The organism is Cognatishimia activa (assembly GCF_026016445.1).
GTDB lineage: Bacteria > Pseudomonadota > Alphaproteobacteria > Rhodobacterales > Rhodobacteraceae > Cognatishimia > Cognatishimia activa_B.
This window is the reverse complement of sequence record NZ_CP096147.1, coordinates 2021674-2044280: the sequence shown is the minus strand read 5'-3', so window position 1 is coordinate 2044280 and position 22607 is coordinate 2021674. Positions and strand designations below refer to the sequence as shown.

The following is a 22607-nucleotide window of genomic DNA, read 5'->3' as shown; positions in this document are numbered from 1 at the left end:
CGGAGCCTTTAATAACTCAAGCTATGCCTGTTTTAGGGCAGGATCACGCTGTCGATCACATGGATGACCCCGTTGGTCGCAATGATATCAGCGGAAACAACGTTTGCGTTATCCACTTTGACGCCATTGCGCCCGTCGATATGTACGTTGGAACCTTGAACTGTTGCCACAGACAAACGCTTGCCTGCGAGCTGATCGGAGGTCACAGCGCCAGGCACGACGTGATAGGTGAGAACCGCAACCAGTTGATCTTTGTTTTCAGGTTTCAACAGCGTTTCAACCGTACCTGCTGGGAGCTTGGCGAAAGCCGCGTTTGTTGGCGCAAAGACAGTGAACGGCCCATCGCCTTTCAATGTCTCAACCAACCCAGCAGCTTGCACGGCCGCGACAAGAGTTGAGAAGTCATCGTTGGATGCAGCGATATCAACGATATCATCTCCGTCATCCATCATGGGTGCGCAAGCGGCAGCAAAAGCAGCGACACTAAGAGCTGCGATGGTCTTGATAGCAAAGCGGCGGTTCATTGGATTGTCCTTTCGGTAAAGCCCCTCATAAATCGTGCGCCACAGCTGAGTGGCGTGATGGCTTAATTACGCAGGAGGGTAGGACTTGGATCACTTTTTAGCGATAGCGATCACATGCGTTGCTGCTCATTGATCTAAGCAAAAGTCGATTTTTTCCACTGATGAAACTGGAAAGGGCCAGTTTAAAGATCTGACATCAAACAGATTTTTCGCGACCCCTTACGAGCTCTTTGGCGAGCTCCGGAGCGATGCCACGCTTCCTTAGGGCACTCATCAAGTGATCGGCGTTTTCATCGACAGCGTCATGATCTTCTGCTGAGAAACGCACCTGAAAATCGTTCCGCGTTTCAGTTGATGCCTTTTGTTCATCGAGGTTCACCAGCAACATCAGAATGCTGACCAGCCGATACTCCATAGCATCAACTGTTGCCTTGGGCAGGGCGCTAGCCGTGAAGAGCAAAACGCCCGCATTCAACGCGCCAGACTTACTGCCTGAAAACAGCACTGTGTAGTCGCCTTCAGTGACATTGGGATCCGTCCGCAGGCAACACTCTATAAGGTCTGATAGGTTCATCTGGCTCTACGCATCCTTGGGCTTCACCATGCAATAGGTGTCTCCAAGCCGCTCCCAGAGAACACGACCTTTCTCTGCATCAATCAGGACCGTTTTCTCATTTGGTCCATACACAGATACGATGTCGCCCAGCAGAGACGCAAAGAAATGCATCTGCTCGACGCTTAAACATTCAATCAAGATTAGGCTCCGACATTGCCTATGGTTAGCCTAACAATCTGCGCCATTATGAAAAGGTTAATTTTCCAAGAGCATCTAGAGTCTCAAGAATGGGGCGTTAAGCGGCGCGAGAATAGGCACGCTTACGTATGACCGGCATGCAAAGCGTGATGCCCTCGGAGGGGCAGCGCAGGCGGTGGCTTTCTGCATGGCAGATTTCAAAAGCGGCGTGGTTCAGCATTTCAAGGTTTTGGCTGGGGATCCAAGTGTCAATCAGCCATTGCCAAGCTTGCATCAGGTCGTTTGATGACCCTGTCACTTCTAGCGTGGCGACGGTCATTTCCGGTAGATAGCGAATGCTAACCACCTCATCTTCTTCAATGTCGTCATCCACGGGTAGGCAGACGTCATAATGGCAAAGCTCTGGCGGAGTGAGACTCGGATTATTGGGGCAAAGCCCAAAGATTTTTGAATTGTGCCGCCAAAGCTGCGTTTCCTTTGCCCAAATCATCAAGACATCGAAAGCGTTCTCTAGAGTGAAATTGGTGACAGTGGGGTTTTTAGCATTAAAATAAGGGCCTTGGTGGCGTACATAGGCCACTCGCATCTCTGGAATTCGCCGTAGGGATACCGGCCATGGCTCGGTCACATGACCATAAATTTGGGCCGGATCAAGCATTCCGTAACTGTGGATTTGGTTCGTGGGCAGATCGCGCACGCCCCAGAGATTTGCCTTGCGGAACCGTCGGGGGCCAAGGCCGAAGCGGCGGTGGAAGGCATGCGAGAATGCCTCAGAACTCGAAAATCCGGCGTCCATGCCGATGGAAGTGATCGTCTGCTGCGGTGCAAAGATCAACTTTGAGGCTGCACGCTCTAACCGTGTGCGCGCCAGGAAGGCCATGGGCGTTTCCTGGCAGTGCTGTGCAAAGCTACGGGTGAAATGGAAGCGGGAGAGGCAGGCGACATCGGCAAGCTCATCGAGGCAGAGGTCTTGTTCGTGATGCTCAGAGATGAAGTTGATGACCCGGTTGATCCGATGTCGCTGTGTCGCGCGGTGCATTTATTTGCCGTTAAGTGATTTGTTTTTATTGTCGCTGCAGTTCCGCGTTGATTTCAATGAAAATATCTCCGGTTGAATAATCGCCTACGCCAAACGCCCGGTGTCTGATTTTCGTTTCTGCATGAAAGGCAAGCCATTCACCTTTGTAGGCCGACAGGAATGCCCCAACAGGATGTTTGCCTTGATGGAGCAGTTCAGCTTTCAATACGACGGGATTGGTGCGGCCGTTCATGGTTAGGTCACCCACGACATCTGCCGTATTCTCTCCGGTTAAAGTTATACCCGTGCTTTTGAAAGTGATCTCTGGATGTGCTTCGGCATTAAGCCAGCTGCTGTTAAGCAGTTCACGATCAAGCGCCGGCACGCCTGTTGCAATGCTGGACACGTCGATGGCCACATCAAGGAAAGCGTTCTCTGGGGCGACGGGATCGATGTTCAGCAGGCCTTCGACACGCGTGAATTCACCGTGCTGCATGGATACGCCCGCATGGCTCCAGCCAAAGAAAACCTCGGTGTGACCTGCGTCGGTCTTATAGGTTTCAGTTGCTGCCACAAGGCTTGCAGTCAGGGAGAGGAGGCTTGCGAGGCCGATCACATTGGACTTGAACACGGGACTTCCTTTCTAAATGACACGCGGGGAGGGGAGCCCGCCCGTCAGTCTTAGAAGGCTCATCGTATAAAAACCTGATTAGGATTGCTGTTTCTGTAAAAAGATCAGGCGCCCGATTGGGCGCCTGTCTGGTCGTTTCATTGTTGCCTTGGCTTAGCCGCAGCAGCCACTCGTGCATTTGGTTTCAGAGGCAGGTTTCAGATCGTCATCGATCAAGGCCAGCTCACCTGTCAAAGCGCCGACTGGTATTTCCAGTGCCTGAGAAATTCGCAGAGCAGAGTCATAAGACAGATCACCCATAACGGCGCCATTGCCTTCAAGACGCGCGATCTGGCGTTCGGTCATGCCGGTCATCTTAGCAAGCTTTGGACGCCCGATCTTACGCGCTTTGCGCACGGTCTTCATTTTGTCTGCTTGGATTTGTACGGTGGTCATTGGCCCGTTCCTCAGAATTACTTCAGCAAGCCTTCGTAAGCGCCTTCCAGAGTCTCTGTTTCAAACAGAGAAGACACCGACGCGCCGTTCCAGATATTCATAATCGCATGTGCAAACATTGGCGCTGTCGGCAGAATGCGAATGTTTGGTGCATTGGCCACTGGTCCAGTTGGCTGGATGGAGTCTGTGATCACCAGATTTTTCATCACCGAGTTTGTGATGCGTTCGACGGCAGGGCCGGACAGAACACCGTGGGTGATATAGGAATGTACCTCAGTCGCGCCGTGCTCTATCAGCACTTCGGCGGCTTTGCAGAGCGTGCCCGCGGTGTCGCAGATGTCATCGACGATGATACATTTCTTACCGGTCACATCTCCGATCACAGTCATCTCTGCAATCTCACCCGGCTTTTCGCGACGTTTGTCCACAATCGACAACGGCGCGTTGATGCGCTTTGCAAGCTCACGTGCGCGGGCCACGCCGCCGACGTCTGGAGACACCACCATGATATCCTCCATATTGCCTTTGAACTGGTTCATGATGTCCAGCGCAAAGATCGGGGAGGCGTAGAGGTTGTCGACCGGGATATCAAAGAAGCCCTGAATCTGGGCCGCGTGCAGATCCATGGTCAGAACGCGTTCAACACCCGCTTCGACCAGCATGTTTGCAACCAGCTTAGCGGAGATTGGTGTGCGGGCCTTGGCGCGGCGATCCTGACGGGCGTAGCCGAAGTATGGGATCACAGCGGTGATGCGCTTAGCAGAAGACCGACGCAAGGCGTCGGCCATGATCAGCAGTTCCATCAAGTTGTCATTCGCTGGATTGGATGTCGGCTGAATGATGAACATGTCTTCGCCGCGAACGTTCTCGTAGACTTCTACGAAAATCTCACCGTCGTTGAAACGTTCTACGCGGGCCTCGACGAGACCGAGATTGCGATGGATGTTCATCCTGCGCGCGATGGATTTCGCCAAAGGTGGATTGGCGTTGCCCGTGATAAGTTTAGGTTCCATGGTGGTTGGCATTTGCGCAGATCCCCAGTTCGCAAGATGACAGATTCGTGACGTTGCGCACGCTGTAGCACGGGCTAAGCTAATGGCAAAGCAAAGCTATGGACGGGAAGGACCAAATGCCTCACATCGACTACTATTTTGCAACGATTTCCCCGTACACCTATCTCGCGGGGGGAGGGCTTGAAGAGATCGCTGCCAAACATGGTGCAACCATCACGTACAAACCCGTAGATATCATGGGACTGTTCGCTCGATCCGGAGGCACGTCGCCGAAAGACCGCCATCCGAACCGTCAGCGATACCGAGCACAGGATCTGGTGCGTAGCGCCAAAAAGCTAGGTGTCGATTTCAACCTTAAACCAGCACATTGGCCAACCAATATGGCGCCTTCGTCTTATGCCATTATTGCCGCACAGAGCAGCGGAGGTGGAGACCTAGCAGCATTGGTTCAGGGGGTTTTACGCGCCTGTTGGGTGGAGGAGAAAGACATCGCGCAGGACGATGTCATCAAGGATTGCCTGACGGCTGCAGGTTTCGATCCTGGGCTTGCCGATAGTGGTTTGCTTATGGGAGCGGAAACCTATGCGCGCAATCTGGATGAGGCGATCGATGCGGGGGCATTTGGCGCGCCATTTTATGTGGTTGACGGCAAAGAGGGGTTCTGGGGCAGGGACCGTCTCGAAGATTTAGACCTGCATCTGGCCGGCAAAATTTAGATTACACCGATCTCAGCCAAGGCCGTTGCCAATTCTGTTGGCAATGGCTCTTCGCTCGCGCGGCCTTTCGGCAAGTCCGGTGGCGCATCGTCTGCTTTAAGGTAACGCCAGCCCTGAAACGGTCGCCGCAACGCGGTTTGTGTGCGAATAAGTTCTGGCCCCAAAACTATGGCGCAGCGGCGGATGCCATCGCCACCGATCACCTCTTCGAGGCCAACAATGCGTTGCCGCGCTTGGATTGATCCCTTAATGACCCAATACATCGAGCCGCCTGCAAGAATCTCTTTCTCGCGACGCGGCCACATGCGTGTGACATGGCGCGAACAGCCGTCAGGTGCCTCAGAACGCTTGATTTTTTGCCATTCTTCCAGCCCATCAACCGTTTCGGTGCCTACGCTTAGCTTCACTAGATGTAGTGTTTTCATATTTTTTAACCACAATGAGTGGTATTTCTCTTGTGTCTTTTCGCCCGTTGGATAAGAATAGAGGCCTCACGAGGGCAATCAAGCCCCACAAGTCCTGCCAAACTTAAAAAATACGCCAAAAACTGAGGGAAATGATGAGTCGCTTTGCTGCCCCAATCGCCGAATCCATCTGGGATATGAAATACCGTTTCAAAGAAGCGGACGGGACACCGATTGATCAGACCGTAGAAGATAGCTGGCGTCGTATCGCGCGCGATCTGGCAAAGGTTGAGAAGAAGCCGGAAGAGTGGGAAGACAAGTTCTACGCCGCTCTGGAGGATTTCAAATACCTGCCAGCGGGCCGCATCACCGCGGGTGCAGGCACTGCGCGCAAAGTGACTTTGTTCAACTGTTTCGTCATGGGCACCATCCCTGACAGCATGTCTGGCATCTTTGATATGCTGAAAGAAGCCGCCCTGACCATGCAGCAGGGTGGGGGTATCGGTTATGACTTCTCCACCATACGTCCACGTGGCGCGGATGTGAAAGGCGTGGCAGCGGATGCTTCCGGTCCGCTCTCTTTCATGGACGTCTGGGATGCGATGTGCCGCACCATCATGTCCGCAGGCTCTCGCCGTGGCGCGATGATGGCGACCATGCGCTGTGACCACCCGGATATCGAACACTTCATCACTGCCAAATCCGACCCAGCGCGCCTGCGCATGTTCAACATGTCCGTGCTGGTGACTGATGACTTTATGGAAGCGGTGAAAGCAGATGGCTCTTGGGAGCTGGTCTTTGATGGCAAGGTTTTCCAGACCGTGAATGCTCGTGATCTTTGGAACAAGATCATGCAGAACACATACGATCAGGCCGAGCCAGGCGTGATCTTCATCGATCGCATCAACAAGGCGAACAACCTGAACTATGTCGAGCAGATTGCAGCCACCAACCCATGTGGCGAGCAGCCTCTGCCGCCTTACGGTGCATGTCTGCTGGGGTCAATTAACCTTGCGCGTCTGGTGACAGCTCCTTTTGAAAAAGCGGCAGAGCTGAACGAAGCAGCCCTGACCGATCTTGTCAAAACCGCCGTCCGCATGATGGACAACGTGGTGGATGCCTCAAACTTCCCGCTGCCAGAGCAAGCGCAAGAAGCGCAAGCCAAACGCCGCATCGGCCTTGGTGTGACGGGTCTGGCGGATGCTCTGCTGATGCTTGGACTTAAATACGGCACCGAAGAAGCAGCGGCACAGACCGAAGCTTGGATGAAAGCCATCGCGCATGCCTCTTACAAAGCATCCGTTGATCTGGCGAAAGAGAAAGGGGCTTTCCCACTCTTTGATGCGGACAAATACGTCGATGGCGGCATGGTTCAGTATCTGGACGAAGACCTGAAAGCAGAAATCCGCGAGCACGGCATCCGCAACGCGCTTCTGACATCCATCGCTCCAACCGGCACGATTTCTCTTTATGCTGGCAACGTCTCTTCCGGCATCGAACCGGTGTTCGCCTATGCTTACACGCGTAAGGTTCTGCAAAAAGATGGCTCCCGCACTGAAGAGGAAGTCGTTGATTACGCAGTGAAACTCTGGCGTGAGAAGTTTGGCGACAAAGAGTTGCCAGACTACTTTGTGAACGCACAGACTTTAGCTCCAGCAGATCACGTGCGCATGCAGGCCGCGGCGCAGAAATGGATCGACAGCTCCATTTCCAAAACCATCAACTGCCCAGAAGATATCAGCTTTGATGCCTTCAAAGACGTCTACATGCAGGCTTGGGACACTGGCTGCAAAGGCTGCACAACCTACCGTCCAAACGACATCACCGGCTCTGTCCTGACCGTGTCAGAAAGCTCTGAGGATGCTCCGGGTGAAAAGCCTGCAGATCACGTGGCAGACACAGGCGAAGTCATCTACATGTCCGAGCCACTGGATCGTCCGCAGTCCCTGGAAGGCGCGACCTACAAGCTGAAGTGGCCAGATTCCGAGCACGCGATTTATCTGACCGTGAACGATGTGGTCATCAACGGTCATCGTCGCCCGTTTGAAGTCTTCATCAACTCCAAAAACATGGAGCACTACGCCTGGACTCTGGCTCTAACTCGCATGGTCTCTGCCGTGTTCCGCCGTGGCGGTGACGTGAGCTTTGTTGTCGAAGAGCTGAAAGCTGTGTTCGACCCACGTGGTGGCGCGTGGATGGAAGGCAAATATATCCCATCCATCTTGGCGGCCATCGGTGGCGTGATCGAAAAACACATGATCGCAATCGGCTTCATCGAAGGTGAGGGCAAGGGACTGAAGACTGACCCACATGCCGAAGTAATGGTCGTCGGCGAAGCACCACGCGGCAAAGCCTGCCCATCCTGTGGTGAGTATTCCTTGAACATGGTGGAAGGTTGCATGACCTGCACCAGCTGCGGCTACAGCAAGTGCGGCTAAGCTGACATCGGCGGAGAGTTGTATGTTGTAGGACCCGGCATTAAATGACCATTTAGGTCGAAATTTGTCCACTCAACACGCAAAAAATGACCATCGGCAATCCCTGTTGCCGGTGGTTTCTATATTTTTCAATGACTTAAGTGATTTCATGTATTTTCAATAGGTTTGGCTACAGAGGAGTAAGCCGAATACGCGCTCCTATTGACGCCTAAATAATTTTGTCTTCATTTCTGGCCTAGGGATCCGGAGCCCGAACTCAGAAACATTCGACGGCTAAGCGCTGTCAGTTACGGCACATCTTCCAACAGGTGTGCCGAGAGAGTGAGGACACCTATGACCAAGATTCCTTTTGCTGACGTTAAATTCCCGCCTTTAGGCGAAATCAACAGCTTTGATGTGGAGGCAAGGCTCAAGACCTTTTTGCAAGCCTATCGAAAAAAGAATTCACCTAATAAAGAACATTGGGTCCTGTCCGATGATGACTGGGACAAGATCACCCGTCGTGCAAAAGCTTACATCGCGGTACGCGGCCAAATTTCAAAAATGGGGCACCTTGACCGCATTGATCGAGATAAGCTTGCGATGTTTCGCGATGGCATTGAACTCAGAGCCATCAGCTCGGAACATCAGGCTGACGAGATCGCAAGTGAACTGCACACAGAAATGCCCTGGATGGCGAAAGCGACCGACCGAGTTTGGAAAGAGCTGCGCGCATCGGCTCGCAGGGGTGATCCCGGAGTACAATATCGCCCTTGTAGCTTGTTGGGCCTCCAGGCATTGGCAAAAGCCACTGGGCGCAACTGTTGGGGCAATACCTCTCAGTTCCAACAACAGTTGTTGAGGCCACTAACGAACCTGCGTCTTTCAGTATTAGTGGAACTCAACGCGGATGGTCTAATCAGCAACCGGGGAGACTCCTGCAAACCATAATAGATAGCGCAGTTGGAAATCCCGTTGTTGTGGTCGATGAGATCGAAAAAGCAGGGCGCGTAACGGCTTCGAGGGGAACGCCTTTTGATCTGGTGGATGGTCTCTTGCCGTTGCTGGAGCGGTTCACCGCTAAGAGCTGGTCATGTCCCTACTTTCGGGTCAGCTTCGATATGTCCTGGGTCAATTGGGTGATGACCGCTAACACCACTGACCGGCTGTCGAGGCCCTTCTTAAGTCGCTGCCCACCGCTAAATCTCACCGAACTTTCTTTTCCGCACCTCAGCGAATTTGCCGTTCGTGAGGGGCAGCGCCGAGAACTACCAGAAGACGCAATTGAGGCGGTCTTAGAGGTGGTTGAGGCGATCCGCAAACCCCAGCTTCTGAGCTTGCGCAATGTCATCCGACTACTCAACGAAGTCGAACACCAGCTCAATCACCCACGGCATCACTGAAACCCTCAAAAATCAGGAAAGAAGAACTACCATGCAAAACACGTTAGGAATTTATGAACTCGATCAGTTGTTGGATTTGATGAGGGATGTCGCCGAAGTAAAGGCGTCAGGTGACATAGGTGACACGCCGCTTATCGACAGATGGATCACATTCAAATGGGGCTCCAGCTACCTACTTTGGGGTCAAGTGAGCGACCATCCACTTGGGATAGAGGAGAATGTTCGAACGTCGCCATTGATTTACATAGATTCAGAAAGCGGAATCGCACGCACGAGATCTCGCTGGTACCGACTAGGAACTCCACTGCGCTCACAACAGGAAAACACACCTAAAAAGGCGTTGGTTTTTGGACCAGATGGTGTGGAAGCTCCTGTTGAGGAAGCAATCACGTCCACACGCAGACTGCCAGTGATCATTTTGAAGGAAGTTCAACGGCGTGGTGATGACAAGCGGATCGCGACGGCTTTTGAGCTCTTGGAGGCTTTAACGGATTGAAAATTTTACCGAGTCTCGGTGCAATTCGCCGAGGCTCGCGTTGGTCAATCGAAGGCGGATAGCAGACTTTCGCTGCAAGTGCGGAAATCGCCGGTTCAGTGACGAAAGCGGTCATTTGATCGCTGAGGGACGAGCATACCTTTCTTATGAGGTATAACCCGAGAAGTAACATGCATGAACGTTATGCCTTCAGCCAATGTCGGCAAAAATGTTCCGGTTCTGTTACATGCGTGGGACACGCGCAAGATTTATTAGTGGTGCTGAAACTTCTGAGCGCTCGAGCTTCTCATGAACGATCTTGGCAAATTTCGAATTTGTCTAGACCAACACAAAACTGACATAAGAAGTTAACACCTCTGTTATGTAAAATTTAAGAATCTGCCATCGCCGAAATCTAGTCTCTCCGAAGAAAATTTGGGGAACCTAGATGCTCACCGTAGATAATTTGACGAAGCGTTTTGGCACGAAAGCGGCCGTGGATTGCGCGAACTTTGATGTGCCGGAGCCGATGATGATCGGTATCATCGGGCGTTCCGGTGCGGGTAAATCCACATTGCTTCGGATGATGAACCGTCTGGCAGACGCGACTGAAGGCAATATTCGGTTTGAAGGTGAAGATGTCACCGCTTTGACCGGAGCAGCCAAACGCGAATGGCAATCGCGCTGCGCAATGATCTTTCAACAGTTCAATCTGGTGCCTCGGATGGATGTTGTGTCCAATGTTCTGCATGGCACGCTGAACCGTCGCAGCACATTGGCGACGATGTTTAACTTGTATCCGCAGGAAGACATTCACAAAGCCATCGATATTCTGGACCGTCTTGGCATTGCCGAGCAGGCCCCAAAGCGTGCCGAGGCTCTGTCTGGTGGCCAGCAACAGCGCGTCGCGATTGCGCGCGCTTTGATGCAAGACCCGCAGATCATCCTGGCGGATGAGCCGATTGCCTCGCTCGACCCAATGAACGCACAGATCGTGATGGAGGCCCTGCGCCGCATTCACGAAGAAGACGGTCGCATGGTGATTGCGAACCTGCACACGCTGGATACAGCGCGTCGCTATTGTGATCGCGTCATCGGCATGCGCGATGGGCGCATCGTTTTTGATGGCACACCCGAGCAGCTGACCACCGGTGTTGCGCGCGACATCTATGGCGCAGGGGATGATTTCTCCGAAGCTGCCACATCCACAGAAATTCAAGCCTTGGACAGATCGGATGCGAGAGATCGCATTCCAGCCTGATCCTTCCTTCATCGCGCGCGGGGATGTGCGCGAGACCTATCATCATGGAGATACTGATGAAAAAGACTATCGTATTGGCTCTGGCCGCAACAACCGCACTGTCTTCCGCTGCAATGGCAGAAGGCATCACTGAATTCCGTATCGGCCTGCTGGGCGGCGAAAACGCACAGGATCGTTTGAACTCTTACGAGTGCCTGCGCGCATACACCGAAGAAGCTCTGGGCGTTCCAACAAAGCTTTTCGCGCCTGCTGACTATGCTGGTGTGATCGAAGGTCTGGTTGGCGGCACTCTGGACATGTCCTGGTTGGGCGCGTCTTCTTATGCGGCAACATACCTGCGCAACGCAGACGCAGTTGAACCAGTTCTGGTAAAAGTGAACGTTGACGGCTCTATCGGTTACCACTCCATCGGTTTTGCACGCAAAGACGCGCAAATCGCGAACCTCGACGCAATGCAGGGCAAAGTGTTCGGTTTCGGCGACCCTAACTCCACATCCGGCTACTTGATCCCATCCATCGAGATCCCTCAGTACAAAGACGGCATTACAATGGAATCTGGCGCATATTTCGGTGAAGTGAAATTCACCGGTGGCCACGAGCAGACCATCGTTGCGGTTAACAACGGCGACATCGACGGTGGCGTGACTTGGGCAGACGGCCAAGGCAACTGGGAAGACGGCTACAACTCTGGCGCGCTGCGCAAAGCCGTTGACGCAGGCCTCGTTGACATGAACGACCTCGTGCAAATCTGGAAATCCAAGCCGATCCCTGAAGGCCCAATCGTACTGCGCAAAACTCTGCCAACAGATGTTAAAGCCGTGATGACCGAACTGGTCGACAACATGTACGAAAACGACCCAGACTGCGCATATAACATCGCTGCGGGCGACACACTCGGCTTCCAGCCTGTGACCCACGCGACTTACGAATCCATCATCGAAGCGCGTCGTCTGAAGTCCCAATAATCGGACGGATACTCTTGGCGGGTCCATTCATGGGCCCGCCTTTTCTATGCAAAGGCAGAAGACATGGCAGACATTACGTCCGGGCACACGCAGGTTACCTCAATTCAAGCCTCCTATATGGCGCAGGTTCAACGCAAGCGTCTTTATTCCGGCCTCACGATCATAGTCTTCTTCTTGATGATGATTGCCGGCTTCAACACAGCGGCGTCTCGCAACGGCGGGAGCTTCTGGGGCGGCATCGACAATTTCTTTGACTACCCAATGGACGTGATCGGTGAGGCCAGCGAAAAAGCTGCCGAGATTCCGGGCCATTTTGTGACTTTCTTTCCGGCTTTGATCGAGACCTTGAATATTGCTGCGGTTTCCACACTGGTTGGCGCACTGGCGGCGATCATTCTGTCGCTCTTGTCCACACGCGGCTTGGCACGTTGGCCGGTCCTGATCCCGGTCTTTCGACGTCTGTCTGACATCATGCGCGCGATCCCGGAAATCGTCATCGCGCTGGTGATGATCTTTGTTCTCGGCGGCGGCCCTGTGCCAGCGATGATTGCTATTGCGATCCACACGGCGGGTGCCTTAGGCAAGCTCTTTTCCGAAGTGAACGAAAACGCTGATCTGAAACCCATCGAGGGTCTCAGCTCGGTTGGGGCGAAATGGCCGCAAAAGATGTTGCTAGGTGTAGTGCCGCAGGTTGCTCCGAACTGGCTGTCCTACGCGCTATTGCGCTTTGAAATCAATATCCGCGCCTCTGCGATCCTTGGCTTCGTTGGCGCAGGCGGTCTGGGCTATGAGCTTAAGACTGCAATCCAGTGGGGTCAGGGCAAATACGACGACGCTGCCGCCATGTTTATTCTTCTCTTCCTGACAATCGTCTTCTTCGATCAGGTGTCTAGCTACTATCGCGACAAGCTGGTGCACGGCTCTCGCAAAGGGGAAAACTAAGATGACTGCTACTGACGTCGTCACCGCCAACGCGCGCACCCAAACCACTTCGCTGTTGCGCAAAAAACGTCTTCTGGCCTTTGCCGTTCCCAGCGTGATCTTTGTCTACTTTGCTTATATTTTTGTAGCCTTCGACATCGCCGGTCTTTGGGCTGGCGCGAGCGCGGATAACGCAAAAACGCTTGTCTCTGACATGATCAGCTACAAGACACACATTACCCGCGACAACCGCAGCGGCGACGTGTCTTACGCGATTGAGGGCGAGAAAAAAGGCCGCTATCCAGAAGGTCAGTCGCCGTCTTGGGTGACAACCGAAGGCGATACCACCATCATCGATCTTGGCGATGGGCACATTGTGACCTATGGCCCTGAAACGATCTCTTACGACATCCCTGATTACGGCACCATCTACGCGACCCCGTCGCGCAGCCAGGGTGTCGTTCAGGAATATCCAACCGAGGAAATTCCTGAGTGGGTCAATAGTTCGAAAAACCGGATGGCGATCACAACAGACGCAGGCCGCCTGACTGTGACCCGCAACCGAACAGAGGTCTTCCGCTACTTCTTTGGTTGGGAGCAATTCTTCTTTACGCTCGACAGCCCATATCACGGCATGGGCATTGGCCAAGTGATCTCTCGCGCATTTTCCGGCGAAGCGGCTCAGATTGCAGATGACTTTTTCAATAACGCGATGTGGCGCCATAAGGACGTGTTCTGGGCCATTGGCGAAACGCTTCTGATGGCTTTCCTCGGAACGATGGGCGCTGCGATTGTTGCGTTGCCGCTGGCCTTCATGGCGGCAAAGAACTTTGCCCCATTTGCGGCAGTTCGTATGGCGATCCGCCGGCTTTTTGACTTCTTCCGCGGTGTTGACGCCTTGATCTGGACGATCATCCTGACCCGTGCCTTTGGCCTTGGCCCTTTGACCGGCGCATTGGCGATCCTGATCACGGACACAGGCACCTTTGGTAAGATTTTCTCGGAAGCCCTAGAGAACGTCGATCAGAAACAGATCGAGGGCATTCGGTCTACCGGTGCGAAACCTATGCAGCGATATCGCTTTGGCGTGATCCCGCAGGTAATGCCAGTCTTGCTGAGTCAGATCCTCTATTTCTTGGAATCCAACACCCGCTCCGCAACCGTCATCGGTGCGATCACAGGTGGTGGTATCGGGCTTCTGCTGACGCAGGCGATCATCACGCAGAAAGACTGGGAAGAGGTCACCTATTACATTGTCCTCGTGGTTCTTATGGTTATCGCGATGGATTGGTTCTCTGGCTGGTTGCGCGCGCGCTTGATCGGCAAAAAAGAAGAGGCGCACTAGATGCCAAGACTGTCAGCGGAGACGCCATTTTTGCATGAGGATGTGGACCTGACCGAGGTAACGCTCGGTCAGTTCGTTGAGATCGGCAAGGGCAGCCGCATCGCCTTTTCAAGCTTTGACGACTATTCCTATTGCGACCGCTTTGCGGACATCGCGAATGCAACCATCGGCAAGTTCAGCAATATCGCGAGCTACGTTCGCATTGGCGCGACGGACCATCCAATGGAAACGGCGTCGCTCCATCATTTCCTATATCGTTCAAGCGATTACTGGGACGATGTCGAGCACGATCCAGCCTTCTTCGAACTTCGCAAATCTCGCCGTGCGCTCATTGGGCACGACACTTGGATTGGCCACAACGCGATGATCAAACCAGAGGTCACAGTGGGTGACGGGGCTATTGTGGCAGCGGGCGCGATTGTGACCAAAGATGTTGCGCCATACACGATTGTGGTCGGGTCACCAGCACGTGTGATGCGCCTTCGGCAACCGCCTCAAATCGCAGAGCGTTTGGTGGCTTTGGCATGGTGGGATTGGGCGCATGAAGATATTCGTGCGGCACTCGAAGACTTTCGGTCACTTAAGGCCGAAGCTTTCTTAGAGAAATACGAGCGTTAATCTTCCTCGAAGGTGAGCGTCATACGGTCTCCGCAGAACCAAGTCATGCCGTATTCAACCGGCACGCCATCGCCGTCTACATCAAGCCCTGTGGAATAGAGCAGGGGAGCACCTTCCCGAACTTGCAGCCGCAAGGCCTGAGTAGCGTCCGCCAAAACCGCCCTGATCCGTGTGCTGGCGCGCGTGAAATCGGACACGCCAACTTTTGCCATTGCTTTGGTGATGCTGGTTTCTTCGGAAAGCGCTTGGGCGATACCCGGTAGGCGGGCTTCGGGAAAGTGGCTTTCGGAAATTGCGATGGGCTGACCATCAGCCAAGCTCAACCCGTGTTTGACGCAGATCAGATCACCTGTTTCGAGTTGGAGCCGTTCGGCCTCTTCCGCAGTTGCAGGTCGTGTTTCCAAGCTGAGGTTCCGTTTGGACGGAAGGCGGCCAGCTTGGCGCAGATTTTGGTGAAACCGCATGCGTTTCCCAAGCGGGTACTCGGCTGGAACAGACTTCACAAAGGCCCCTGCGCCGCGCCTTGTGTGAACGATGCCTTCTTCGACCAAGGCAGACAATGCATGACGGACGGTGTGACGGTTTACACCAAATCGTTCCGACAGGACGGCCTCAGTCGGCAGCTTGTCACCGGCCTTGTAGCGGTTCTCGGCAATGTCCAACCGCAAGGCATTTGCGATGGCTTGCCAGATGGGCGTTCTACGGTTTGCAGGTCGGGTTTGCGGGCTCATTTCATCTAAACTTCACAAAACTCTTCTGGTCAGACTCACCGGAATCGGCGAATATATGTCTAGTTGTATAGTAAGTTGCGGATTTGTCGAGAGGCACAGCTAAGATCATGCAAGAGATCCAACAAAATGAGCGCAAAGCTTGGTTGAGCCTGATGGCGACGTCACCCGATGGGGCACTGACGAAGCTTTTTGCAAAGGAAACAGAAGCGCCGAAATTCGATTGGCTGCGGAGGCCAGAAATCGGCAGCGTCATGGTTCGAGGCCGTACCGGTGGCACAGGCGCGCCTTTCAATCTGGGTGAGATGACCGTCACGCGTTGCTCGTTGAAACTTGCGTCCGGCGAAGTTGGCCACGGCTACGTACAGGGCCGCCGCAAGGAAGACGCTGAAAGCGCTGCTTTGATCGACGCGCTGATGCAAACCGAGGCCGCGGCGGAACTGCGAACCAAAGTGCTGACGCCGCTGTCTACTGAAATTGCAGAAGCCAAGGCCAAGCGTGCCCGTAAAGCTGCGGCAACCAAGGTCGATTTCTTCACAATGGCGCGGGGAGAGGACTGATGCAGGCTGTTGAACTCACTGGCGGTTTTGCTGATCCGGCTCCAGAGTCCGCGCGCGCCTTCCGTCAGATCATGACGGTCATGGCGAAGCCGGGCACGATTGAAACGATCCAAGGCGCGGAACCTCCGGCACCTCTGTCAAAAGCGGCCGGAACAGTTCTGCTGACGTTGTGTGACCCCGACACGGGTATTTTCCTCGCAGGCGATCTGGATATCGAACCGATCCGCAACTGGATCAACTTCCACATCGGCGCGCCTTTGGTTGGCGCTGCTGAATGCGACTTTGCTGTCGGAACTTGGAGCGATCTTGCGCCGCTTAATCAATTCAAAATCGGCACGTCAGAATACCCAGATCGCTCGGCAAGCTTGATCGTTGAAAGCGACATTCTGGAAAACCAAGGGGCTGTTCTACAAGGCCCTGGCATCAAAGACCGCGCTGCGCTTTCGCTGCCAGAAGTCGCGGCTTTTCAAGGCAATCACGCGCTCTTCCCGCTTGGTTTGGATTTCTACTTCACCTGTGGCGACCGCATCGCGGCCCTGCCACGCACGACGGAGGTGCGCTGATGTATGTTGCGGTCAAAGGCGGTGAACGCGCGATCGAAAATGCTCATGCCTGGCTGGCGGAGGAACGTCGCGGAGATACATCTATCGCCGAGCTTTCCATTGCCCAAATTCGCGAACAGCTAAAGTTGGCGGTCAATCGCGTGATGGCAGAAGGGTCTCTGTACGATCCTGACCTCGCGGCGCTGGCAATCAAACAAGCGCGCGGGGATCTGATCGAAGCCATCTTCTTGATCCGCGCCTACCGGACAACCTTACCGCGCTTTGGGAACTCCAACCCAATCGATACGGCAGAGATGGAATGTGAGCGTCGTATTTCGGCGACCTACAAAGATCTGCCGGGCGGGCAGGTTTTGGGGCCGACGTTTGACTACACGCACCGCCTGCTGGACTTCAAACTGGCGGCTGATGGCGAAGCCATTGAAGCGGCAGAGCGTGAGGCGGTTTTGGATACCGTCCCACATGTCACGGAGTTCCTAAACGAAGAAGGGCTGATCCAAGACGAGGTCGCGACGGACGACACGCCACCGGATTTAACCCGAGAACCGCTTGAGCTCCCAGCAGAGCGAGCATTACGTTTGCAGTCTTTGGCACGAGCGGACGAAGGTTTCACCCTGGGCATGGCCTATTCCACCCAGCGTGGGTACGGCCGCACACATGCCTTTGTTGGCGAACTTCGGATCGGTGCAGTCGCCGTGGAAATGGACATTCCAGAGCTGGGTTTCGCCATTGATCTGGGCGAGATCACAGTGACGGAATGTGAGACGGTGAACCAGTTCACCGGTTCTAAAACCGAACCACCACAGTTTACGCGCGGTTATGGTTTGGTCTTTGGTCAATCCGAACGCAAATCAATCTCTATGTCGCTGGTTGATCGTGCGCTGCGCTGGGAAGAGCTTGGCGAAGACAATGTCGGCGTGCCAGCACAGGACGCGGAATTTGTACTCTATCACGGGGATAATATCCAAGCGACCGGGTTCCTTGAGCACATCAAACTGCCGCACTATGTGGATTTCCAGTCAGAACTTGAACTGATCCGCAAACTGCGGCGGGAAGCCATCGAGCGTGCAGTGCCGGAGGCCGCAGAATGAAGGCGGTTGTTTTTGACATCGGAAATGTGCTGATCCAATGGGATCCTGTTCTCGCCTGGGTGGAGGACTTTGGCTCCCGAGAGGCCACTGAAGATTTCCTAGATCAGGTCGATTTTTATGCGCGCAATCTGCGGGGCGACGGCGGTGAAACCTTCGCTGATATGTCCACAGAAATTGCTGACGATGCGGATCGTGAACGTTTCGCTGAATATGTCGACCGTTATCCATTGACTGTGCCGCAAAAAGTCCCGGGAACATGGGACATTCTGTTCAAGTTAAAGGCCAACGGGACGCCAATACACGCGATCACCAATTGGTCGGCAGAAACTTGGCCGGAAGGCATGAAAGTGCATCCGGAACTGGGGCAGGTTTTTGATGTAACCGTCGTGTCCGGGCAGGAGAAAATGCTCAAGCCGGAAGCGCGGATTTATGAACTTTTGTGCGAGCGAGCTGGGCTGTCACCGGCGGACTGCATTTTCATCGATGACTCACCAAAGAATGTCGAAGGCGCGCGGGCTGTTGGTATGGACGCCATTCACTTCACAGATGCAGATGCCCTTGCTCGGGCCTTGAGCGAAAGACAGATGCTATGAGCGATTACAACTTTGCTTATCTAGACGAACAGACCAAACGCATGATCCGTCGTGCGATCCTGAAGGGCTTAGCGATCCCAGGGTATCAGGTGCCTTTTGCCTCTCGCGAAATGCCGATGCCCTATGGTTGGGGCACAGGGGGAGTGCAGGTGTCTGCTGCCACACTGACGCCAGAAGACACATTCAAGGTCATCGACCAAGGTGCGGACGACACAACAAACGCAGTGTCCATTCGCCAGTTCTTTGAAAAAACCGCCGGTGTTGAAACCACAACGTCCACCTCGGAAGCCTCGGTTATTCAAACGCGCCACCGCATCCCTGAAGAGGAACTGACGGAAAATCAAATCTTGGTTTATCAGGTTCCCATTCCAGAACCACTGCGTTTCCTGGAACCGCGTGAAACCGAAACGCGGAAAATGCACGCGCTTGAGGAATATGGCCTCATGCATGTGAAACTTTATGAAGACATCGCCAAGCACGGTCATATTGCGACGAGCTATGCCTATCCGGTGAAGGTTGAGGGGCGCTATGTAATGGACCCGTCACCGATCCCTAAGTTTGATAACCCAAAGATGGAGATGGCTGGCATCCAGTTGTTTGGGGCGGGGCGCGAACAACGCATCTATGCACTGCCACCTTACACCAAGGTCGTAAGCCTCGATTTCGAAGACCACCCGTTTGATCCGTCCAAAGCCCCACATCGCTGTGCGCTTTGTGGATCGGAACACAGCTACTTGGATGAGGTCATCACCGACGACAATGGTGGCCGCATGTTTGTCTGCTCAGACACCGATTATTGCGAAGGGCGCCGTGCCGAAGGCCACACAGGCGAAATGACCGATCCAGCAAATGAGGAGAGCGCAGCATGACGCCCTTATTGTCTGTCAAAGATGTTGCCAAATACTATGGCGCGAACATTGGCTGCACGAATGTTAGCTTTGATCTCTATCCCGGCGAGGTCATGGGCATCGTCGGTGAATCCGGGTCTGGCAAATCGACGCTCTTGAGTTGCCTCGCGGGTCATACGGCGACCGATAAAGGCGAAGTGATTTTTGACACCCGCGTTGATGGCCCCAAAGACACACTGAAAATGAGCGAACCAGAGCGCCGCATGCTTGGACGCACAGATTGGGCTTTCGTGCACCAGCATGCACGCGATGGCCTGCGGATGGGTGTCAGCGCCGGGGGCAACGTCGGCGAACGCCTCATGGCTGTTGGCGCGCGCAATTACGGTGACATTCGTGAGGAAGCGGTCAATTGGCTGGGTCGCGTCGAGATTTCCGAAGATCGCGTTGATGACCGCCCGACAACATTCTCTGGCGGTATGCAGCAAAGACTGCAAATTGCGCGCAATTTGGTGACTGGCCCACGTTTGGTCTTCATGGATGAACCGACCGGTGGCTTGGATGTGTCCGTTCAGGCGCGCTTGTTGGATTTGCTGCGCAGCCTTGTGCGCGACCTCGGGTTGTCGGCGATCATCGTGACACATGATTTAGCCGTCGTTCGCCTTTTGGCAGATCGCCTGATGGTCATGAAGTCTGGTCATGTGGTCGAAACGGGCCTCACGGATCAGGTGCTGGATGATCCTCAACACGCCTATACGCAATTGCTTGTCAGCTCCGTTTTGCAGGTATGACCATGATTGAACTTTCTAACGTTTCCAAGACCTTCACTCTTCATAACCAAGGCAGCGCGGTGATCGAAGTGGTCAACAGTGTGTCCCTAAGTGTCGCCAAGGGTGAGTGCGTTGCGCTGACAGGTGCATCAGGGGCCGGTAAGTCCACATTGATGCGCATGATCTACGGCAACTACCTGACGCAGGCCGGGAAAATTTGCATTGGCGACATCGACATTGTGCAGGCCAAACCGCGTGAGATCATCACTCTGCGACGGGAAGTCCTTGGCTATGTCAGCCAATTCCTACGCGTCGTGCCGCGTGTACCGACATTGGATGTTGTTGCTGAGCCTTTGCGTGCAGTTGGTGTATCTGCCGAAGACGCAGAGATGCGCGCGAAATCTCTGCTTTCGCAACTCAATATCCCGGAACGCCTCTGGGCATTGTCTCCGACGACCTTCTCAGGTGGCGAGCAACAACGGGTCAATATCGCACGTGGTTTTGCACATAGCTATCCTGCGATGCTGCTTGACGAACCAACCGCTAGCCTTGATGCCACGAACCGCGAGGTGGTTTTGTCGCTGATTGAAGAAGCGAAGGTGCGCGGTGCCGCGATCATTGGGATTTTCCACGATGAAGCCGCGCGCGATCGCGTGTGTGATCGCGAAATTGATGTAAGTCAATTCACACCAGGACTGGCTGCGTGACGAGCTCAGAGACATATGGGCGTCTGATCGCTGTCGTTGGCCCATCTGGGGTTGGCAAAGACAGCGTCATGGGCGGCATTTGTGCGGCAGCGCCTGATCTTCACCGAGTGAAGCGGGTCATAACCCGCGCACCGGAACTTGGCGGTGAAGATTACCAAGCTGTTTCAGTCGATGAGTTCGACACCATGGCAGCAAATGGGGCATTTGCCGTGCATTGGGGCGCGCATGATTTGAGATATGGTATTCCTACTGAGATCAAACAGAAAGTCGCGTCTGGCACAAACTGCCTCGCGAATTTTTCCCGCAAAGCGCTGAGTGATGCCGCTGCGATCTTCCCGCATTTTCTTGTTCTGAACATCACCGCAACCCCTGACACCTTGGCCAAACGCCTGGCCGCTCGGGGTCGCGAAACAGACGATCAGATCGCTAAGCGCCTTGCGCAAGCGGTGAAATCGCTGCCGGACGACTTGGATGTGGTGCATATTTCAAATGATGGCCCGCTTGAAGAGACGGTCGCAAGCGCTTGCGAACTCCTAAAGTCAGACCTCAAATTGCGCAGCGAGGCAACGCTATGAACACGCATATTCCAACATCTTCCTTGGCCGTTTCGAACAACGCAGAACCCGCAGGAGCGCTGTGTCTCGCAAACGCGCAGCTGGTGCTGGCTGATAACGTTATCCATGGCGCTATCACGATCGAAGATGGCGTAATCAGCGATATTGCCGAGGGGGATCATTGCCCAACTGGGGCGATTGATTGTGGCGGTGATTTCGTCACGCCCGGTCTGGTGGAATTACATACGGACAACGTAGAGCGACACATGGAACCGCGCCCAGAAGTGGACTGGCCGCACCTTCCTGCGCTGCTCGCCCACGACGCGGAACTCGCCTCCGTTGGCATCACCACAGTTTTCGACGCGATGCGTGTCGGGTCCATTCACAGCGGGAAAGGGCGCTATATCGACTATGCGCGCAAGCTGGCAGATGAGCTGCTCGAAGCCCGCGCAGAAGGCATGTTTAAGATCAGTCACTTTCTGCACCTGCGGGCAGAAATCTGTTCAGAGACCTTGCTTGATGAACTCGCAGCTTTCTCACCTGATGATCGGATCGGCATTGTCAGCCTGATGGATCACACGCCGGGCCAACGGCAATTCCGTGATTTAACGGCGTTGAAAACATATGTTGCAAAAAAACGCGGTATGAATGACGCAGAATTCGAAGAGCACGTAGAAAACCTCTTAGGCCTGCAAAAACGCTTCGGGGAAAAGCACGAAAAAGGGGCCGTTGCTGAGGCAAAGCGACTTGGCGCGGTTCTCGCAAGCCATGACGACACGACGCGCGATCAGGTTATCACCTCAATGGCAAACGGCGTAAGCTTTGCCGAATTCCCCACCACGCTTGAAGCCGCTGCCGCCTGTCGCGAACAAGGCATTGCGGTAATGATGGGTGCGCCTAACCTCATCCGCGGGGGATCGCATTCCGGCAACGTTGCCGCTGAAGAGCTCGCCAAACACGATCTTCTGGACATCGTCTCTTCTGACTATGTGCCTTCAGCGCTGTTGTTGTCAGCATTCAAACTGGCTGAGATTTGGAATGACCTGCCACGCGCGCTTGCGGCTGTGACTGCCAATCCTGCAAGAGCTGCGAACCTAGCTGATCGCGGAAGTCTTAGCGTCGGTCTACGAGGAGACATTTTGCGCATTCGAGTTCAGAAGGGGCTGCCTATCGTTCGTGGCGTTTGGAGCTGCGGCAACCCGATAGGGTGAGCGTTTACGTCGTGTTGGCGCCATCAGCTCGCCGCGAACTAGCAGTACGATAAACGAACTAGGTCACATTAGATGAAGTTACCCTAAG

The 22607-nt window shown here is 54.1% G+C and carries 27 protein-coding genes; 18 read left to right on the top strand and 9 right to left on the bottom strand.

From position 1 onward, the window contains the following. Positions 1–32 precede the first annotated feature (32 nt). The 7 genes from M0D42_RS10220 to M0D42_RS10190 all read right to left on the bottom strand — a co-directional run bounded on the left by M0D42_RS10220 (position 33) and on the right by M0D42_RS10190 (position 4387). On the bottom strand, positions 33–524 hold the full coding sequence (locus M0D42_RS10220; RefSeq protein ID WP_265018508.1) for a fasciclin domain-containing protein: 492 nt from the start codon (positions 522–524) through the stop codon (positions 33–35). Between the two features lie 196 nt (positions 525–720). Further along, positions 721–1098, bottom strand: a complete 378-nt coding sequence (locus tag M0D42_RS10215; RefSeq protein WP_265018507.1) for a hypothetical protein — start codon at positions 1096–1098, stop codon at positions 721–723. A 6-nt stretch (positions 1099–1104) separates the two neighbouring features. Beyond that, positions 1105–1278 carry a hypothetical protein gene (locus M0D42_RS10210; RefSeq protein ID WP_265018506.1) on the bottom strand — a complete coding sequence of 58 codons (174 nt, stop codon included), beginning with the start codon at positions 1276–1278 and terminating at the stop codon, positions 1105–1107. Between the two features lie 97 nt (positions 1279–1375). Further along, positions 1376–2317 (bottom strand): AraC family transcriptional regulator, encoded by a 942-nt coding sequence (locus M0D42_RS10205; RefSeq protein WP_265018505.1) that lies wholly within the window; start codon positions 2315–2317, stop codon positions 1376–1378. 25 nt (positions 2318–2342) lie between these two features. After that, positions 2343–2927 (bottom strand): YceI family protein, encoded by a 585-nt coding sequence (locus tag M0D42_RS10200; RefSeq protein ID WP_265018504.1) that lies wholly within the window; start codon positions 2925–2927, stop codon positions 2343–2345. A 153-nt stretch (positions 2928–3080) separates the two neighbouring features. Further along, entirely contained in the window at positions 3081–3362 is a 282-nt protein-coding gene (locus M0D42_RS10195; protein ID WP_265018503.1) for a helix-turn-helix domain-containing protein, read from the bottom strand. 17 nt (positions 3363–3379) lie between these two features. Further along, complete coding sequence (locus M0D42_RS10190; protein ID WP_265018502.1) at positions 3380–4387, bottom strand: ribose-phosphate pyrophosphokinase; 1008 nt, start codon at positions 4385–4387, stop codon at positions 3380–3382. 104 nt (positions 4388–4491) lie between these two features. On the opposite strand from M0D42_RS10190, the gene M0D42_RS10185 reads away from it, so the two are divergent. Then, positions 4492–5091, top strand: coding sequence for a 2-hydroxychromene-2-carboxylate isomerase (locus tag M0D42_RS10185; RefSeq protein ID WP_265018501.1), 600 nt, complete (start codon positions 4492–4494; stop codon positions 5089–5091). Here the strand turns inward: M0D42_RS10185 and M0D42_RS10180 are convergent. Then, complete coding sequence (locus M0D42_RS10180) at positions 5088–5516, bottom strand: DUF1489 family protein (protein WP_265018500.1); 429 nt, start codon at positions 5514–5516, stop codon at positions 5088–5090. The genes M0D42_RS10185 and M0D42_RS10180 overlap by 4 nt on opposite strands. A gap of 134 nt (positions 5517–5650) precedes the next feature. On the opposite strand from M0D42_RS10180, the gene M0D42_RS10175 reads away from it, so the two are divergent. The 8 genes from M0D42_RS10175 (at position 5651) to M0D42_RS10140 (ending at position 14900) form a co-directional block, all read left to right on the top strand. Beyond that, entirely contained in the window at positions 5651–7933 is a 2283-nt protein-coding gene (locus M0D42_RS10175) for an adenosylcobalamin-dependent ribonucleoside-diphosphate reductase (protein ID WP_265018499.1), read from the top strand. A gap of 803 nt (positions 7934–8736) precedes the next feature. After that, positions 8737–9315 carry a hypothetical protein gene (locus M0D42_RS10170; protein WP_265018498.1) on the top strand — a complete coding sequence of 193 codons (579 nt, stop codon included), beginning with the start codon at positions 8737–8739 and terminating at the stop codon, positions 9313–9315. 31 nt (positions 9316–9346) lie between these two features. After that, on the top strand, positions 9347–9811 hold the full coding sequence (locus M0D42_RS10165) for a DUF6634 family protein (RefSeq protein WP_265018497.1): 465 nt from the start codon (positions 9347–9349) through the stop codon (positions 9809–9811). A 427-nt stretch (positions 9812–10238) separates the two neighbouring features. Then, the gene (phnC, locus tag M0D42_RS10160) at positions 10239–11051 is read left to right on the top strand and encodes a phosphonate ABC transporter ATP-binding protein (protein WP_265018496.1); all 813 of its coding nucleotides are present in this window, start codon (positions 10239–10241) and stop codon (positions 11049–11051) included. A gap of 56 nt (positions 11052–11107) precedes the next feature. Then, positions 11108–12016 (top strand): phosphonate ABC transporter substrate-binding protein, encoded by a 909-nt coding sequence (phnD, locus tag M0D42_RS10155; protein WP_265018495.1) that lies wholly within the window; start codon positions 11108–11110, stop codon positions 12014–12016. 63 nt (positions 12017–12079) lie between these two features. Then, positions 12080–12958 carry a phosphonate ABC transporter, permease protein PhnE gene (gene phnE, locus M0D42_RS10150; protein ID WP_265018494.1) on the top strand — a complete coding sequence of 293 codons (879 nt, stop codon included), beginning with the start codon at positions 12080–12082 and terminating at the stop codon, positions 12956–12958. A gap of 1 nt (position 12959) precedes the next feature. Continuing rightward, positions 12960–14282 carry a phosphonate ABC transporter, permease protein PhnE gene (gene phnE, locus M0D42_RS10145; RefSeq protein ID WP_265018493.1) on the top strand — a complete coding sequence of 441 codons (1323 nt, stop codon included), beginning with the start codon at positions 12960–12962 and terminating at the stop codon, positions 14280–14282. Further along, positions 14283–14900, top strand: a complete 618-nt coding sequence (locus M0D42_RS10140) for a chloramphenicol acetyltransferase (RefSeq protein WP_265018492.1) — start codon at positions 14283–14285, stop codon at positions 14898–14900. Here the strand turns inward: M0D42_RS10140 and phnF are convergent. Further along, a complete protein-coding gene (phnF, locus tag M0D42_RS10135; protein ID WP_265018491.1) occupies positions 14897–15631 on the bottom strand; it encodes a phosphonate metabolism transcriptional regulator PhnF in 735 nt (244 codons plus the stop codon). The genes M0D42_RS10140 and phnF overlap by 4 nt on opposite strands. Positions 15632–15738: 107 nt before the next feature. Here phnF and phnG point away from each other — a divergent pair, with 107 nt between their 5' ends. Genes phnG through M0D42_RS10090 form a run of 9 tightly spaced genes read left to right on the top strand, consistent with a single transcriptional unit; the run spans position 15739 to position 22519 of the window. Continuing rightward, entirely contained in the window at positions 15739–16188 is a 450-nt protein-coding gene (gene phnG / locus M0D42_RS10130; RefSeq protein ID WP_265018490.1) for a phosphonate C-P lyase system protein PhnG, read from the top strand. Then, positions 16188–16751: a phosphonate C-P lyase system protein PhnH gene (phnH, locus tag M0D42_RS10125; protein WP_265018489.1), complete on the top strand. Its 564-nt coding sequence runs from the start codon at positions 16188–16190 to the stop codon at positions 16749–16751. Before phnG ends, phnH begins: the two co-directional genes overlap by 1 nt. Continuing rightward, the gene (locus M0D42_RS10120) at positions 16751–17839 is read left to right on the top strand and encodes a carbon-phosphorus lyase complex subunit PhnI (RefSeq protein ID WP_265018488.1); all 1089 of its coding nucleotides are present in this window, start codon (positions 16751–16753) and stop codon (positions 17837–17839) included. The genes phnH and M0D42_RS10120 overlap by 1 nt, the downstream gene beginning before the upstream one ends. Further along, entirely contained in the window at positions 17836–18432 is a 597-nt protein-coding gene (locus tag M0D42_RS10115; RefSeq protein ID WP_265018487.1) for an HAD family hydrolase, read from the top strand. The genes M0D42_RS10120 and M0D42_RS10115 overlap by 4 nt, the downstream gene beginning before the upstream one ends. Continuing rightward, positions 18429–19301 (top strand): alpha-D-ribose 1-methylphosphonate 5-phosphate C-P-lyase PhnJ, encoded by an 873-nt coding sequence (locus M0D42_RS10110; protein WP_265018486.1) that lies wholly within the window; start codon positions 18429–18431, stop codon positions 19299–19301. The genes M0D42_RS10115 and M0D42_RS10110 overlap by 4 nt, the downstream gene beginning before the upstream one ends. Next, positions 19298–20068 carry a phosphonate C-P lyase system protein PhnK gene (gene phnK, locus M0D42_RS10105; RefSeq protein WP_265018485.1) on the top strand — a complete coding sequence of 257 codons (771 nt, stop codon included), beginning with the start codon at positions 19298–19300 and terminating at the stop codon, positions 20066–20068. Before M0D42_RS10110 ends, phnK begins: the two co-directional genes overlap by 4 nt. A 2-nt stretch (positions 20069–20070) precedes the next feature. Then, entirely contained in the window at positions 20071–20754 is a 684-nt protein-coding gene (phnL, locus tag M0D42_RS10100) for a phosphonate C-P lyase system protein PhnL (protein WP_265018484.1), read from the top strand. Continuing rightward, a complete protein-coding gene (gene phnN / locus M0D42_RS10095) occupies positions 20751–21329 on the top strand; it encodes a phosphonate metabolism protein/1,5-bisphosphokinase (PRPP-forming) PhnN (RefSeq protein WP_265018483.1) in 579 nt (192 codons plus the stop codon). Before phnL ends, phnN begins: the two co-directional genes overlap by 4 nt. Further along, entirely contained in the window at positions 21326–22519 is a 1194-nt protein-coding gene (locus M0D42_RS10090) for an alpha-D-ribose 1-methylphosphonate 5-triphosphate diphosphatase (RefSeq protein WP_265018482.1), read from the top strand. Before phnN ends, M0D42_RS10090 begins: the two co-directional genes overlap by 4 nt. The last annotated feature ends 88 nt before the right edge of the window (positions 22520–22607 follow it).

What these genes read in the sequence shown, in the direction of transcription:
- M0D42_RS10220 (WP_265018508.1), bottom strand. Translation starts at nt 524, where the DNA reads ATGAACCGCCGCTTTGCTATCAAGACCATCGCAGCTCTTAGTGTCGCT.
- M0D42_RS10215 (WP_265018507.1), bottom strand. Translation starts at nt 1,098, where the DNA reads ATGAACCTATCAGACCTTATAGAGTGTTGCCTGCGGACGGATCCCAAT.
- M0D42_RS10205 (WP_265018505.1), bottom strand. Translation starts at nt 2,317, where the DNA reads ATGCACCGCGCGACACAGCGACATCGGATCAACCGGGTCATCAACTTC.
- M0D42_RS10195 (WP_265018503.1), bottom strand. Translation starts at nt 3,362, where the DNA reads ATGACCACCGTACAAATCCAAGCAGACAAAATGAAGACCGTGCGCAAA.
- M0D42_RS10190 (WP_265018502.1), bottom strand. Translation starts at nt 4,387, where the DNA reads ATGCCAACCACCATGGAACCTAAACTTATCACGGGCAACGCCAATCCA.
- M0D42_RS10185 (WP_265018501.1), top strand. Translation starts at nt 4,492, where the DNA reads ATGCCTCACATCGACTACTATTTTGCAACGATTTCCCCGTACACCTAT.
- M0D42_RS10180 (WP_265018500.1), bottom strand. Translation starts at nt 5,516, where the DNA reads ATGAAAACACTACATCTAGTGAAGCTAAGCGTAGGCACCGAAACGGTT.
- M0D42_RS10175 (WP_265018499.1), top strand. Translation starts at nt 5,651, where the DNA reads ATGAGTCGCTTTGCTGCCCCAATCGCCGAATCCATCTGGGATATGAAA.
- M0D42_RS10165 (WP_265018497.1), top strand. Translation starts at nt 9,347, where the DNA reads ATGCAAAACACGTTAGGAATTTATGAACTCGATCAGTTGTTGGATTTG.
- phnC (WP_265018496.1), top strand. Translation starts at nt 10,239, where the DNA reads ATGCTCACCGTAGATAATTTGACGAAGCGTTTTGGCACGAAAGCGGCC.
- phnD (WP_265018495.1), top strand. Translation starts at nt 11,108, where the DNA reads ATGAAAAAGACTATCGTATTGGCTCTGGCCGCAACAACCGCACTGTCT.
- phnE (WP_265018494.1), top strand. Translation starts at nt 12,080, where the DNA reads ATGGCAGACATTACGTCCGGGCACACGCAGGTTACCTCAATTCAAGCC.
- phnE (WP_265018493.1), top strand. Translation starts at nt 12,960, where the DNA reads ATGACTGCTACTGACGTCGTCACCGCCAACGCGCGCACCCAAACCACT.
- M0D42_RS10140 (WP_265018492.1), top strand. Translation starts at nt 14,283, where the DNA reads ATGCCAAGACTGTCAGCGGAGACGCCATTTTTGCATGAGGATGTGGAC.
- phnF (WP_265018491.1), bottom strand. Translation starts at nt 15,631, where the DNA reads ATGAGCCCGCAAACCCGACCTGCAAACCGTAGAACGCCCATCTGGCAA.
- phnG (WP_265018490.1), top strand. Translation starts at nt 15,739, where the DNA reads ATGCAAGAGATCCAACAAAATGAGCGCAAAGCTTGGTTGAGCCTGATG.
- phnH (WP_265018489.1), top strand. Translation starts at nt 16,188, where the DNA reads ATGCAGGCTGTTGAACTCACTGGCGGTTTTGCTGATCCGGCTCCAGAG.
- M0D42_RS10120 (WP_265018488.1), top strand. Translation starts at nt 16,751, where the DNA reads ATGTATGTTGCGGTCAAAGGCGGTGAACGCGCGATCGAAAATGCTCAT.
- M0D42_RS10115 (WP_265018487.1), top strand. Translation starts at nt 17,836, where the DNA reads ATGAAGGCGGTTGTTTTTGACATCGGAAATGTGCTGATCCAATGGGAT.
- M0D42_RS10110 (WP_265018486.1), top strand. Translation starts at nt 18,429, where the DNA reads ATGAGCGATTACAACTTTGCTTATCTAGACGAACAGACCAAACGCATG.
- phnK (WP_265018485.1), top strand. Translation starts at nt 19,298, where the DNA reads ATGACGCCCTTATTGTCTGTCAAAGATGTTGCCAAATACTATGGCGCG.
- phnL (WP_265018484.1), top strand. Translation starts at nt 20,071, where the DNA reads ATGATTGAACTTTCTAACGTTTCCAAGACCTTCACTCTTCATAACCAA.
- M0D42_RS10090 (WP_265018482.1), top strand. Translation starts at nt 21,326, where the DNA reads ATGAACACGCATATTCCAACATCTTCCTTGGCCGTTTCGAACAACGCA.